The organism is Streptomyces sp. NPDC015125, assembly GCF_043080045.1.
Classification (GTDB): domain Bacteria; phylum Actinomycetota; class Actinomycetes; order Streptomycetales; family Streptomycetaceae; genus Streptomyces.
Genome location: NZ_JBIBVF010000001.1, coordinates 779,058 through 792,437 on the forward strand (window position 1 = coordinate 779,058; position 13,380 = coordinate 792,437).

Annotated in this window: 10 protein-coding genes and 1 pseudogene; 9 read left to right on the forward strand and 2 right to left on the reverse strand. The window is 71.2% G+C overall.

Annotated features, from left to right (window positions below; translation table 11 throughout):
- Positions 1-61: 61 nt before the first annotated feature.
- Complete coding sequence (locus ACF088_RS03370) at positions 62-2,338, reverse strand: transglycosylase domain-containing protein (RefSeq protein WP_392373665.1); 2,277 nt, start codon at positions 2,336-2,338, stop codon at positions 62-64.
- A gap of 309 nt (positions 2,339-2,647) precedes the next feature.
- Here ACF088_RS03370 and ACF088_RS03375 point away from each other — a divergent pair, with 309 nt between their 5' ends.
- The 9 genes and pseudogenes from ACF088_RS03375 to ACF088_RS03415 form a co-directional block, all read left to right on the forward strand.
- Complete coding sequence (locus ACF088_RS03375) at positions 2,648-3,619, forward strand: SPFH domain-containing protein (protein WP_392373666.1); 972 nt, start codon at positions 2,648-2,650, stop codon at positions 3,617-3,619.
- 64 nt (positions 3,620-3,683) lie between these two features.
- Positions 3,684-3,950, forward strand: coding sequence for a hypothetical protein (locus tag ACF088_RS03380; RefSeq protein WP_392373667.1), 267 nt, complete (start codon positions 3,684-3,686; stop codon positions 3,948-3,950).
- Between the two features lie 172 nt (positions 3,951-4,122).
- Positions 4,123-4,647, forward strand: a complete 525-nt coding sequence (locus ACF088_RS03385; protein WP_392373668.1) for a PadR family transcriptional regulator — start codon at positions 4,123-4,125, stop codon at positions 4,645-4,647.
- Positions 4,644-5,333, forward strand: coding sequence for an ABC transporter ATP-binding protein (locus ACF088_RS03390; RefSeq protein WP_392373669.1), 690 nt, complete (start codon positions 4,644-4,646; stop codon positions 5,331-5,333). Before ACF088_RS03385 ends, ACF088_RS03390 begins: the two co-directional genes overlap by 4 nt.
- The gene (locus tag ACF088_RS03395) at positions 5,330-7,816 is read left to right on the forward strand and encodes an FtsX-like permease family protein (RefSeq protein WP_392373670.1); all 2,487 of its coding nucleotides are present in this window, start codon (positions 5,330-5,332) and stop codon (positions 7,814-7,816) included. The genes ACF088_RS03390 and ACF088_RS03395 overlap by 4 nt, the downstream gene beginning before the upstream one ends.
- Positions 7,817-7,824: 8 nt before the next feature.
- Positions 7,825-10,227, forward strand: coding sequence for an FtsX-like permease family protein (locus ACF088_RS03400; RefSeq protein ID WP_392373671.1), 2,403 nt, complete (start codon positions 7,825-7,827; stop codon positions 10,225-10,227).
- A gap of 58 nt (positions 10,228-10,285) precedes the next feature.
- Positions 10,286-10,885, forward strand: coding sequence for a dihydrofolate reductase family protein (locus tag ACF088_RS03405; RefSeq protein WP_392373672.1), 600 nt, complete (start codon positions 10,286-10,288; stop codon positions 10,883-10,885).
- Between the two features lie 47 nt (positions 10,886-10,932).
- Entirely contained in the window at positions 10,933-11,520 is a 588-nt protein-coding gene (locus ACF088_RS03410; RefSeq protein WP_392373673.1) for a Uma2 family endonuclease, read from the forward strand.
- Between the two features lie 233 nt (positions 11,521-11,753).
- A pseudogene (locus ACF088_RS03415) lies at positions 11,754-12,257 on the forward strand (Uma2 family endonuclease); the annotation flags it as partial.
- 98 nt (positions 12,258-12,355) lie between these two features.
- Here ACF088_RS03415 and ACF088_RS03420 read toward each other — a convergent pair.
- On the reverse strand, positions 12,356-13,315 hold the full coding sequence (locus tag ACF088_RS03420; RefSeq protein ID WP_392373674.1) for a LysR substrate-binding domain-containing protein: 960 nt from the start codon (positions 13,313-13,315) through the stop codon (positions 12,356-12,358).
- Positions 13,316-13,380: the final 65 nt, after the last annotated feature.

Below are 13,380 nucleotides of genomic sequence, written 5' to 3' on the forward strand. Positions count from 1 at the left end.
GCACAGCAGCGCGGCCCCCGCCGGTGAGGCGGGGGCCGCGCTGCGTGCGTGCGGGTCGGCGTCAGCGGAAGCCGGGCAGGCTGTCGGCGTTGTTTCCGCCGGTCTCGTTCCCGGTGCCACCGGTCGGATTGCCGTCGCCGCCGGCGCCGCCGCCGCCGTCCACCCCGCCGTTCGGCGAGCCGGAGCCGGACGGGACGGGCGGGCTCGGCCGGCCGCTGTGGGACGGCGAGGGAGGCCCGCTCGGCTTCGACGGGGTCGGCGAGGGCGAATCGCTCGGCGTCTTGGACGGGCTCGGGCTGGACGACGGGGTGTCGCTCGGGGTCGGAGTGGGGGTCGGGGGGATCGCGGCACCCATGTTGGTGTCCAGCTCGAAGTCCGTGCCGGTGTCGCCGTTCAGCGCCGCCTCGGTGTAGTCCGCCCACACCCGGGCCGGGTAGCCGCCGCCGTTGACCCGGCCGTCGCCACCGGCGTTCTTGAGGGTGACCTGCCGGCCGCCGCTGGGCGACTCGCCGAACATGCCGACCGCGGTGACCAGCTTGGGCGTGTAGCCCACGAACCACGCCGACTTGTCGTCGTCGGAGGTGCCGGTCTTGCCGGCCGCCTTGTAGGCGGTGTTCTTCACGGCTTCCGAGGCGGTGCCGTCGTTGACCACACCGGTCAGCACGGAGGTGACGGTGTCGGCGGTCTTGGGGCTGAGCACCTGGTCGCCGATCGGGTCCTTCAGCGGGACCTTCGTCTCGGCCCCGTTGACGCTGTGCGTGGCCTGGGTGACCAGCGTCGGGGTGACCTTCTTGCCGTGGTTGTCGAGGGTGGCGTAGGCGCCGGCCATCTGGAGCGGGCTGGCGCCCATGGTGCCCAGGGTCATGGCGGGCTTGACGTCCATCTTGGCGTCCATGCCCAGGCTGACCGCGGTCTCCTTGACCTTCTCCAGGCCCGCGTCCGCACCCATCTGCGCGAAGACCGCGTTGACGGAGTTGTTGGTCGCCGTCTGGACGCTGATCTTCCCGTACTCGCGCTCGTCCTCGTTGGGCGGCGCGAAGGCGATGTTGCCGCCGACGACCGGACGGCGGTTACGGCCGTCGTAGATGGTGTTCGGGGTGATCGGGACGCCGTCCCGGGTGACCGCGTTGTTCTCCATCGCGGAGGCCAGGATCAGCGGCTTGAAGGTGGAGGCGGCCTGGTAGTCGGTGCGGGTGGCATTGTTCCGGTAGTGCTTCGGCGGGCCCTCGCCGCCGTACATCGCCACGATGTGACCCGTCTTGGGATCCACCGAGGTGGCACCGAGCTGGGCGTCCCCGTCGACCTTGCGCTTCTTGGGGTCGAGGTCGGCGAGCAGCTTGCGCTTGACGGATGTCTCCAGCGCCTTCTGCTTGTTCTTGTCGATCCCGAGGGTGACCGTCCAGCCGCCGGCCGCGAACTGCTTCTCGTCGACGCCCTGGGCGAAGAGCTCCTGCTTGGCCTGCTCGACGAGGTAGTTGGTCTGGCCGCTCACCCCGCTCAGCGGCTTGGGCTCCTTCGGCACCTGGAACCTCTGCTTGCGGCGGTCGTCCGCGGAGAGCCACTTCATCTCGACCATGTTGTCGAGGGTGTAGGCCCAGCGCTCCTGGACCCGCTTCTTGCCGGCGTCGGTCGCCAGGGTCCAGTCGTACTGGTTCGGTGCCTGGAGCAGCGAGGCCAGGTAGGCGCCCTGCGAGACGGTGAGCTTGTCGACGTCCACGCCGTAGTAGGCCTGGGCGGCGGCCTGGATGCCGTAGGCGCCGCGGCCGTAGTAGCTGGTGTTGATGTAGCCGGCGAGGATGTCGTCCTTGCTGAACTTGTTGTCCACCTTGAGCGAGATGACGATCTCCGAGAGCTTGCGGGAAACCGTCTGCTCCTGGCTCAGGTAGTAGTTCTTGACGTACTGCTGGGTGATCGTCGAACCACCCTGCTTGCCGTGGCCCAGCACCGTGTTGAAGATGCCACGCATGGTGCCCATCAGGTCGACACCGGAGTCGTGGAAGAAGTTCTTGTTCTCCGCGGCGACGAAGGTGCGCTGCACGTCCTTGGGTATCCGGCTGAGCGGGACGTTCTCCCGGTTGCGCAGACCGGTACGCGCCATGACCTTGCCATTGGCGTACTTGTAGACGTTGCTCTGCAGCTTGGCTTCGTTGTTGCCCTTGGGTATGTCCACGTACAGATACAGGCCGATGAAGCCGAGGATGCCCAGCAGGCACACCCCGAGGAAGGCTCCGAGGAGCTTCTTCCAGGTGAAGAAGCGGCGTATGCCGGACTTCTTGTCCTTCGGTTTGGCCCGGCGGGCGCTTGCCTGTTGCGCCCGTCTCGCGTCCGCTCGGCCCATCGCTTCAGCAACTCCAGTCGTTCCGCCCCCAGCTAACTCAGCTGTTGAAGCTAACACCGCATCTGTCAACAAATACTCATCGATCAAGGCTTTTCCCGACGTGACAAACAGCACCCGGCACGACGGAACCAAGGGGTGGGTTTTGTGCGTCGCCCAGGCCCCACCTGGGAAGTTGCCGCCGAAGAACCCTCGCACGACCCCTGGACACCCCACCAACCCCGGGTTTAAAGTGATATCACTTTGCTAGGTCAGTGACATCACCCATTGCGGCCGGAATCACGTACCGCAATGGGGAGAAACGGGGATTCCATGTCCGATCAGACACCCGCCGACCACACCACCGGGCCCGGCGCCGACCTCGCCGTCGACGCTCCCCCGATGCCCCGCCCGCAGGTCCGCGAGGTCCCGGCGCACAGCATTCCGGGCGGTCTCGCCCTGCTGCTGACCGTGCTCGGCGTGGCGCTGGGCATCGCCATGATCATCGTCGGCGGGGTACTCGGCGAGGGCGGCAGCAAGACGGCCGGAGTGCCGGTGATCATCGCCGGCGTCCTGCTGCTGCTCGGCTCGTTCTTCTGCATGACCGGAGTGAAGATGGTCGCGCCCGGCGAGGCCCGGGTGATCCAGCTCTTCGGACGGTACGTCGGCACCATCCGCACGGACGGGCTGCGCTGGGTCAACCCGCTCACCACGGCCCAGAAGATCTCCACCCGGGTGCGCAACCACGAGACCGCGGTCCTCAAGGTCAACGACGCCTACGGCAACCCGATCGAGCTGGCCTCGATCGTGGTCTGGCAGGTCGAGGACACCGCCCAGGCACTCTTCGAGGTCGACGACTTCCTGGAGTTCGTCGCCACCCAGACCGAGGCGGCCGTCCGGCACATCGCCATCGAGTACCCCTATGACGCACACGACGAGGACGCCCTGTCACTGCGCGGCAACGCCGAGGAGATCACCGAGAAGCTCGCCCTGGAGCTGACCGCACGGGTCCAGGCCGCCGGCGTACGGATCATCGAGTCCCGCTTCAGTCACCTCGCCTACGCCCCCGAGATCGCCTCCGCGATGCTCCAGCGGCAGCAGGCCGGCGCGGTGGTCGCGGCCCGCCAGCAGATCGTCGAGGGCGCGGTCGGCATGGTCGAGCAGGCGCTGGACCGGATCGGCCGGCAGGGCATCGTCGAGCTGGACGAGGAGCGGAAGGCGGCCATGGTCAGCAATCTGATGGTGGTGCTGTGCGGCGACCGGGCCGCCCAGCCGGTCCTGAACACGGGTTCCCTCTACCAGTGAGCGGGCGAACCATGGAGAGGTGCACGCCGAGCGAAGGCGAGGCCGAACGAAGCGAGGCTTCGGCATGAGCACCGACACCCCCGAGGGGCCCGGCGCCGAGAGCGGGCGGGCCCCCGCGCGGCCGCCGCAGCAGCGCAAGCAGGTACTGCTCCGGCTGGACCCTGCGGTCCATGACGCGCTGGCGCGATGGGCCGGCGACGAACTGCGCAGCGCCAATGCCCAGATCGAGTTCCTGCTCCGCAAGGCGCTGTCGGAGGCGGGGCGGCTGCCCCGCGGGACGGGGGCGATTCCCCGGCGCGGACGGCCGCCGAAGGACCGCAAGGACGACTGAGAGGTCGGCCAGGTCCCTCCCGTGGGCACTCGCTCCACGGCCCCGGCGGACCGGGCCCGCGCCCGGGAGTTCCCGGGTGCACCCGCCGGAGGACGGACCTGGGGTCAGCCGCGCATCCCGCTGTACAGCACGCGTATACACCAGCGATACACCCACGAGTAAAGTGCTCCGCATGTCAATCGGTCATACGCTGCTGGGTCTCCTGGAGTCCGGCCCCCGCCATGGCTACGACCTCAAGCGGGCCTTCGACGAACGCTTCGGCCAGGACCGCCCGCTGCACTACGGGCAGGTCTACTCCACGATGTCCCGGCTGCTGAAGAACGGCCTGGTCGAGGTGGACGCCGTGGAGGCCGGCGCGGGCCCGGAGCGCAAGCGGTATGCGATCACGGACGCCGGGATCACCGATGTCGCCCAGTGGCTGGCCCGCCCGGAGAAGCCCGAGCCGTACCTCCAGTCGACGCTCTACACCAAGGTCGTCCTGGCCCTGATGACCGGCCGCAACGCCGCCGAGCTGCTGGACTCCCAGCGCACCGAGCATCTGCGGCTGATGCGCGGACTGACCGAGCGCAAGCGCACCGGCGACCTCGCCGACCAGCTGATCTGCGACCACGCGCTGTTCCATCTCGAAGCCGATCTGCGCTGGCTGGAGCTGACCGCCGCCCGGCTCGACAAGCTCGCGGAAGCGGTCCGTGCATGACGCCGGAGGGATCCCTGCTCGCAGCGGAGGGGCTGTACAAGACCTACGGGGCGACACCGGCGCTGGACGGCGCGGAGTTCTCCATCCACCCGGGTGAGGTCGTCGCCGTCATGGGCCCGTCGGGCTCCGGCAAATCGACCCTGCTGCACTGCCTCGCCGGGATCATCAGCCCGGACTCCGGCACCGTCCGCTACGGCCCGCACACCCTGAACGCGCTGAGCGACGCCCGGCGCAGTGCCCTGCGCCGTACCGACTTCGGTTTCGTCTTCCAATTCGGCCAACTGGTACCGGAGTTGACCGCTCTGGAGAATGTCGCGCTGCCCCTGCGGCTGAACGGCACCAAGCGCAAGGAGGCCGAACGGCAGGCCCACGAGTGGCTGGAGCGGCTGGAGGTCGAGAAGGTGCACGGCCAACGGCCCGGCGAGATATCCGGCGGCCAGGGCCAGCGGATCGCGGTCGCCCGCGCCCTCGCCACCCGCCCACGGGTCATCTTCGCGGACGAGCCCACCGGCGCCCTGGACTCGCTCAACGGCGAACGCGTACTGACCCTGCTGACCGATGCCGCCCGGGAGACCCACGCCGCGGTCGTCCTGGTCACCCACGAGGCCCGGGTCGCCGCCTACTCCGACCGGGAGATCGTGGTCCGGGACGGCAAAGTGAAGGACATGCTGGCGGGCTTGATATGAGCCTGCTGCGCTCGTCCACCGGCAACGCCGGCGGCAGCGGCAGCGGCAGCGGCAGCGGCAGCGGCAGCGGCAGCGGCAGCGGCAGCGGCCAAGGGGACGACCGCACGCCCGGCCCGCCCGCGCCCCGGAACCCGTCAGCCGCCACCCGCACCGGTCCGGCGACCTGGGCCCGTGACCTCGTGATGGGGATGCGGTTCGCGGCCGGCGGCGGCCGCGAGGGCTGGGTCCGTACGGCGCTGACCGCGCTCGGCGTCGGCCTGGGCGTGGCCGTCCTGCTGCTGTGCTCGTCCGTGCCACCCCTGCTGGATGCCTGGCACGGCCGGGAGAAGGCCCGCGAGAACCTGGGCCAGATGCACGAGCCCCCGCGCTCCGACCGCACCCTGCTCTACGCCTCGGCCGACACCACTTTCCGCGGTGCGCCGATCCGCGGGCGCCTGGTACGCCCGGACGGCGCGCATCCGCCCGTGCCGCCCGGCATCGGCCATCTCCCCGGCCCCGGACGGATGCTGCTCTCCCCGGCACTCAAGGAGCTGCTGGACTCCCCCGACGGCGCGCTGCTGCGCGACCGGCTGCCCTACGACGTGGCCGGTGTGATCGGCGACGAGGGTCTGCTCGGCCCGCAGGAGCTCACCTACGTCGCGCAGAGCGCCACGCTCACCGCGCCCGACGGCTACCGCATCGACCGCTTCGGCAAGAACTGGGACCCGCCACCGATGCGGGCGCCCGTCGTGGTCCTCGTGGTCATGACGTGTGTGACGCTGATGATGCCGGTGCTGGTCTTCCTCGGCACGTCCATCCGGTTCGGCAACGAGCGGCGGGAGCGCCGGCTGGCCGCGCTCCGGCTGGTCGGCGCCGATGTCCGTACCACCCGCCGGATCGCCTCCGGTGAGGCGCTGTTCGGTTCGCTGCTGGGGCTGGCGGGGGGCGGCGCGCTGTTCCTGGCCGGCCGGCAGTGCGCTTCGGTGGTCACGCTGTGGGACGTCAATGTCTTCCCCTCGGACGTGGCGCCCGCCCCGCTCGCCGCCGCACTGATCGCCGTACTCGTACCGACGGCGGCGGTCGTGGTGACGCTGTTCGCCCAGCGCGGCATCACCGTCGAGCCGCTGGGCATCGTCCGCAACCGCCCCGCGCTGCGCCGCCGGCTGTGGTGGCGGGTGGCGGTGCCTGTCGTGGGCATCGTGCTGCTGGTGCCGCTGGCCCGGGAGCAGCCGTGGCGCGACACCCAGCTCGACACCTTCCGGCTCGCGACCGGCTCGATGCTGCTGCTGCTCGGCGTCACCGTCCTGCTGCCCTGGCTGGTGGACGCGGTGGTCGGCCGGCTGCACGGCGGCCCGGTCGCCTGGCAACTCGCGGTCCGCCGCCTGCAGTTGAGCAGCGGCTCGGCCACCCGCGCGGTCAGCGGCATCACCGTCGCGGTGACCGGCGCCATCGCGCTCCATATGCTCATGACCGGTATGCAGGCCGGCTACGCCCAGGCGTACGCGGAGTCCGGCAAGCTCCCGCGGATCGGCCTGTGGGGCGACGCCGGCGGCTGGCCGCAGACGCAGCGGGCGCTCGGCGCGCTACGCGCCACTCCCGGGGTGACGGCGGTCCGCGGCACGATCGACGCGAACATCGGCCGGCTGCCGGCCGCCGGGCGTCCCACGTCCGCTGCACTGCCCTCGACGCTCGCCATCGGCAGCTGCGCCGAGCTGCGCAAACTCGCCCGCCTGGGCTCCTGCCGGGACGGCGAGGTGTTCCTCACCGATGCCACGGGCCGGGACGCCGCCCTCACGCCCGGGGCGACGATCAGCCTCAACCCCCCGTACACGAACGACGATCCGCAGCCCCCGCACCCCTGGACGATCCCCGCGGCGGCCCGCGGGGTCCGGCTCTTCGACCGCGAACGCGCCCCCGACCACGTCTCGTACGACCTGCTGGCCACACCGGCCGCGCTCGACACCGGCCGACTCAACCACCCCACCACGGAGTTCAAGGTCGACTTCGATCGCGGCACCCCGGACGCCGTGGAGTACATCCGCAACACCGTGGCCCGTATCAACCCGGCGATGAACGAGTCCTCCGCCGTCGACAATCCGCATGTCGCGCAGTACACCAGCGTCCGCAAGGGCCTGTTCGCCGGCGCCGTCCTCACCCTCCTGCTGATCGGCTCGGGCCTGATCATCTCCACCGTCGAGCAGCTCTACGAGCGCCGCCGACTGCTGTCCACCCTCGATGCGTACGGGACCCGCCGCGCCACCCTGGGCTGGTCGGTGCTGTGGCAGACCGCCCTGCCCGTGACGCTCGGGCTGGGCCTGGCGCTGGGCTGCGGGCTGGCGCTGGGGACGCTGCTGCTGACCACGATCGACAGCACGGTGACGGTCGACTGGCCGGTGGTGGCGGGAATCACCGGGGCCGGCGGCGGCATGATCTTCTTTGTGACGCTGCTGAGCCTTCCGCCGCTGTGGCGGATGATGCGGCCCGCCGGGCTGCGGACGGAGTGAGCGCGGCCATGCCCGGTGCTTCCCGTCCGGGCCGGGGCGTGCCCCTCCGGCGCTGGTGTGCCGACCTCGCCATGGGCGCCCGGTTCGCCGTCACCGGCGGCCGCGAGGGCTGGATCCGTACGGCGCTGACCGCGCTCGGCGTCGGCCTGGGCGTCGCCGTCCTGCTGCTGGCGACCGCCGTCCCGAACGTGTGGAACGCCGCCATGGACCGGCAGCGGGCCCGCACCGTCGTGCCCGCCGTGGAAGGGACCGGGCCCTCGGACCGGACACTGCTGACCGCCTCGTCGGGCAGTGCCTACCGCGATCGGCCGGTGCACGGCCGGCTCCTGACGGCCGAGGGGCCCCGCGCCCCCGTACCACCGGGCCTGTCCCGGCTGCCGGGGCCCGGGGAAACGGCCGTCTCCCCCGCCCTGTCCGACCTGCTGTCCGCCCCCGAGGGCGCACTGCTCAAGGAGCGCTTCCCCCATCTGCGGATCACCGCCACGATCCGTGACGCGGGGCTCATGTACCCCGGTGAACTCCTCTTCTACCAAGGCAGCGACGATCTGCGGCGGCCCGGCGACGGCGTCGAGCGGATCACCGCGTTCGGTGACCGCGGGGACCCGTTCCGGGCAAGTCCCCTGGTGGTGCTGATCATCATCGTGAGCTGTGTCGCGCTGCTGGCTCCCGTCGCCGTCTTCATCGCGACCGCGGTGCGGTTCGGCGGGGAGCGCCGTGACCGGCGGCTCGCCGCGCTCCGGCTGGTGGGCGCGGACCGGGCCGCCACCCGGCGGATCGCCGCCGGCGAGGCGCTGGCCGGTGCGCTGTTCGGGCTGCTCACCGGCGCCGCGATCTTCCTGGCCGGCCGGATCCCGCTCACCGGCATCTCCCTTTTCGGCATCGGCGTGTTCCCTTCCGACGTGGCGCCGGATGCCGTCCTCGCCGGTTTTGTCGCGCTGGCCGTCCCGCTCTGTTCGGTCGGCGTCACGCTGGTCACCATGCGGCGGGTCACCGTCGAGCCGCTGGGCGTCACCCGCACGGCACCGCCGCGGCGCCGCCGGCTGTGGTGGCGGCTGCTGCTGCCAACCGCCGGGGTGGCACTGCTGCTGCCGCAGGCGATCGGCGGGCCGGGCCACGGCGACATCGCCGACGCTCAGGTGGTCCTCGGTGTCGCGCTGCTTCTGCTGGGCGTGGCGGCGCTGCTGCCGTGGCTGGTGGACCTCGCGGTGTCCCGCCTGGACGGCGCGGGCCCCGGCGGCCAGTCCTGGCAACTTGCGGTGCGGCGACTGCAGTTGAGCAGTACCACGGCGAGCCGTTCGGTCAGCGGGATCACCGTTGCGGTGGCCGGTGCCCTCGCCGTACAGCTGCTGTTGACCGGCTCCCAGAGCCTCGACGAGCAGCGCCGCGGCCCCGCATGGACCGTCGTCGACGCGCGCGGCGACACGGTGCCCGCCGCCCGTGCCCCGCAGCTGTACGCCGGGCTGCGCGCGGCCGCGGGCGTCCGTGCGGCACACGGCATGGTCTCCGGCTACGCGGACTCCTCCCGTCACCACCAGGCCCCGGCGGATACCGCGCCCCGCGAAGGCGACGACCCCGAGCCGTATCCGGTGGTCGTCGCCGACTGCGCCACCCTGCGCCAACTCGCCGATATCGGCGCCTGTTCCAAGGGCAGTGTCTTTCTCGTCAAGCACCCCGAGGGCCTCCCTCCCCACCCGCACCCGGGCGAGCGGCTGGCCCTCGACCCGGTCGGCAGCCGCAGCGACCACCGGGCGCCCGCCCTCTGGTCCGTCCCGCGCAGCGCCCGCCCCGTCACCGCCAAGACCCGCAGCTTCCCGCCCGGTGTCATCAGCCCCGGCCTGCTCACCACCCCGGAGGCCCTGCCACCCACGCTGCTGCGCCATCCCCACATCACCGTCCTGCTGCGGCTCGACCCGCACACCCCGGACGCGATCGAATACGTCCGCAACAGGGCCGCCGCGATCTCCCCGCAGATCGGCTTCCTCGCCTACGGCGACGGCAGCGCCACCGACACCGACACCCTCAACGCCACCCGTCACGGCCTGACCGCCTGCGCCGCCGCCGTGCTGCTGCTGATCGGCTGCGGTCTGCTGATCACCGCCCTGGAGCAACTCCGCGACCGCGCACGGGCGTTGTCCGCCCTGGATGCCCTCGGCACCCCGCGCGCCGTGCTGGGCCGCTCGGTCCTGTGGCAGACGGCCGTCCCGGTTGTCCTCGGCCTGGCACTGGCACTCGGCTGCGGACTGACCCTCGGCTCGCTGCTCCTCCACATGGTGGGCCGCCCCTGGCAGGCCGACTGGTGGGGCATCCTCACCCTCACCGGCACCGCGGCGGCCGTCGTCCTCGGCGTCACCGTGCTCTCCCTGCCGCTGCTGTGGCGCCTGATGCGCCCGGATGGGCTGCGTGCGGAATGAATCTGCGAGATCATTTCGCACGCAGCAGCGCCCGCCAACTGCCCCAGGGGGACCCTTTATGCGCCGGCTCGTCTATTGCATCGCCTCCACCCTCGACGGCTTCCTCGCCGGCCCGGACGGTGCGGACCCCACCGGCCCGGACGGCTTCTGGCCGATCGCCGACGACTACCTCAAGCATCTGGCCGCCGAGCTCCCCGAGATCCTCCCCGTCCAGGCCCGGTCGGCCCTCGGCATCACCGACGAGGGCACCCGCTTCGACACCGTCCTGGAGGGCCGGCGCAGCTACGAGATCGGCCTCCGGGCCGGTCTCACCGACGCCTACCCCCACCTGCGCCACCTCGTCTTCACCCGGACCATGAAGCAGAGCCCCGACCCGGCGGTGGAACTGGTGGCCACCGACCCGGTGGCCACGGTCCGGGAGCTGAAGTCCGCACGCGGCAAGGACATCTGGCTGCTGGGCGGCAGCGAACTGGCCGGCGCGCTCTACCCCGAGATCGACCAGCTGATCGTCAAGCTCAGCCCGCTCACCCTCGGCTCCGGCATCCCGCTCTTCTCCCCCAGCACCGCCTTCGACCCCCGCACCTGGGAGCTGACCGAGCACACGGTCCTCCAGAGCGGCGCGGCCTTCCTGACGTACGACCGGGGCGGCGCGGTCTGAGCGGTGCCGGAGTACGGGGTGGAGGGCGCTCCGACACGGCCCGTCCGATGTGCCTGACGCCCCTCGAACAGGCCGACCAGCTCAGGAAGCAGCTCCCTGGCCACCCCGTCGAGATCCTCGGAGGCGTCCTCACCGTGACCCCACCCCCGGGCCCTGCCCACGCGAAGGGGCTGGCCCGCCTCAGGCGCCCCTTCGTCGCGGCGGGCTTGGACGGCGGCGAGACAGAAATCCTCGAAGGCCTCGGGTTGTGGCTACCGGGCGGTCCGGAGAATTTCGCCGTTCCGGACCTGTCCGTTGTCGACGCCGACTTCGAAGACCATGTCATCGAGTACGAGTGCTGCGACCCGGCGGCCTTCCGCCTGGTCCTTGAGATCACCTCCGGGAATTACTCCAACGGCCTGCGCACGAAGGTCACCGCTTACGGCGCCGCCAGGATCCCGGTGTATGTGATCGTCGACCGCAAGCACGAACGCCTCCACGTCCTCACCGAGCCCATGAGAGACGGCTACGGAGTACACCGCATCCATGTAGCCGGGGAAAAGGTCACTCTTCCCGAGTCGATCGGGGCCGAAGTCTCCCTGGACGTGGCCCAGACCCTGGACGATGCCAGACCCCGCACCTCGCACCGCCCCTGACCCTCGCCCCCGGCCCCTCGCCCCCGGCCCCTCACCCCCCGGCCATCCGCACCGGCAGCCCCCGCAGCGCCCCCGCGAACCCCCCGATGCGCCCGATGCGCCCGATGCGCCCGATGCGCCCGAGGGCCCCGTATCGAGGCGATCTACGAACGGATGAACGTGGTCATACGAGACGTGTGCGGGTGCCCCTGCCTACGATGATGGCCTCGATACCGGCCATCAGGAGGCACTACATGTCTGCCGCTGCAGTCGAGCACCCTCATGACGGCAAGCTGCCCAGCCTGCTCGAGGTGGCCGCCCAGCTCACCGAGAAGCTCCCTGGCTACCGCATCGAGATCATCGGGGCAGACCTCACCGTGACGCCGCCCGCCGACGGCCCGCACGCCGATTCACTGACCGACCTCATCTTCGCTTTCGCGCCTGCGCACGGAGCGGAGACCCGAGTGGCCCAGGCCATGGGCGTATGGCTCCCCGACGGCCCCGAGGACTATGCCATCCCCGACCTCGCCGTCGTCGACGCCGACTACCGCGATCACCTCGTGGCGGACAACTGCTACGACCCGGTCGTCTTCCGGATGGTGCTGGAAGTGACGTCTTCGAACTACGCCACCGACCTCAAGACGAAGGTCGCCGCGTACGCGATCGCCAAGATCCCGGTCTACGTCATCATCGACCGCAAGAAGGACCGCATCCACACCCTGACGGAACCGTTCGCCAACGAATACCGCAACCACAGCGTCCACGCCCCCGGCCAACGCGTCACGCTCCCCTCTTCCCTCGGCGCCGAGATCACACTGACGTCGAAGCGATCCTCTCGGTCGCCCGCCCCTGACCTTCACCCCCCGGCCATCCGCACCGGCAGCCCCCGCAGTGCCCCCCGCAGCGCCGCCGCGAACTCCTCGAACTCCCCCTGGCGTGCGGCGCCCGTCCGCATGGCGAGGGCGATCGTCCGCGAGGGCGCCGGGTCGGCGAAGTAGCCGGTCGTGAGCTGGTCGTTGCGGCCGGTTTCGACCCGTAGCGCGGTGCGGGGCAGCAGGGTCACACCGAGCCCGCCGGCCACCAGTTGCACCAGGGTGGACAGGCCTGCCGCGCTGGTCGTCACGGGGGTGTTCTCGTCCCGGCCGGCCTCCCGGCAGATGTCCAGGGCCTGGTCCCGCAGGCAGTGGCCCTCGTCGAGCAGCAGCAGGTCCAGTTCCTGGAGGGCCTGGCGCGGGATGTCGCCGCGGCCGCCGAGCCAGTGTTCTTTGGGTGCGACCAGGACGAAGTCCTCGTCGAAGAGCGGGAGTTCGGTGACCTGGGGGACGCCGAGCGGCACGGCGAGCAGGAGCAGGTCGAGGCGTCCGTGGGACAGGCCGTCCAGGAGGGAGGCGGTCTGCTCCTCGTGCACCTGGAGGTCCAGGTCGGGGTAGGTCTCATGGACCAGCCGCAGGACGGCGGGCAGCAGATACGGGGCGACGGTCGGGATGACCCCGAGCCGCAGCACGCCCGTGAACGGCGCGCGGGCCGCCTCCGCCTCCTCCATCAGATCGCCGACCGCCTCCAGGACCGTCCTGGCCCGCGCGGCCACCCGCTCCCCCGCGGGCGACAGCAGCACCTTGCGCGTCGTACGCTCCAGCAGCTGCACCCCGAGGGTCTCCTCCAGCGCGGAGACCGACCCGGACAGCGCGGGCTGGCTCATGCCGATCTCGGCCGCCGCCTCGCGGAAATGCAGATGCTCGGCCACCGCCGCGAACGCCCGCAGCTGGGCCAGGCTGGGCTGGCGGGGTCTGCCGCCCTGACTCGCCGGTGAAGCCACTGATAACCACCTCCGATCAACAGCAACCAGTCTAGCTATTTCCCTGATCAATGCCTGCTGTGGCA